Source organism: Achromobacter sp. UBA5777 (assembly GCF_002418565.1).
GTDB lineage: Bacteria > Pseudomonadota > Gammaproteobacteria > Burkholderiales > Burkholderiaceae_B > Achromobacter > Achromobacter animicus.
Genome location: NZ_DIEJ01000197.1, coordinates 1 through 294 on the forward strand (window position 1 = coordinate 1; position 294 = coordinate 294).

General features: G+C 73.1%; 1 protein-coding gene. It reads left to right on the forward strand.

The window, feature by feature from the left end; all coding sequences use genetic code 11:
- Window positions 1–294, forward strand: a 294-nt coding sequence (locus B3446_RS16290; protein ID WP_291383419.1) for an E3 binding domain-containing protein, incomplete at both ends; no start/stop codon positions are given.

Here is a 294-nt window from a genome sequence, read left to right on the forward strand (position 1 = left end):
CCGCGCAGGCTGCCGCGCCCGCCTCGCGTCCGGCCCCCGCCGCCGCGCTGGAAGACGCCAACCTCAAGCCCGGCCAGTTGCCCCACGCGTCGCCGTCCGTGCGCAAGTTCGCGCGCGAACTGGGCGTGAACCTGTCCAAGGTCAAGGGCTCGGGTCCCAAGGAACGCATCACCGCCGACGACGTGCGCGGTTTCGTCAAGCAGGCCCTGTCGGCTGCGCCGGCGGCCGCTGCTGCCGGTGGTTCGGCCGATGGCGCCGCGCTGGGTTTGCTGCCGTGGCCGAAGGTCGACTTCA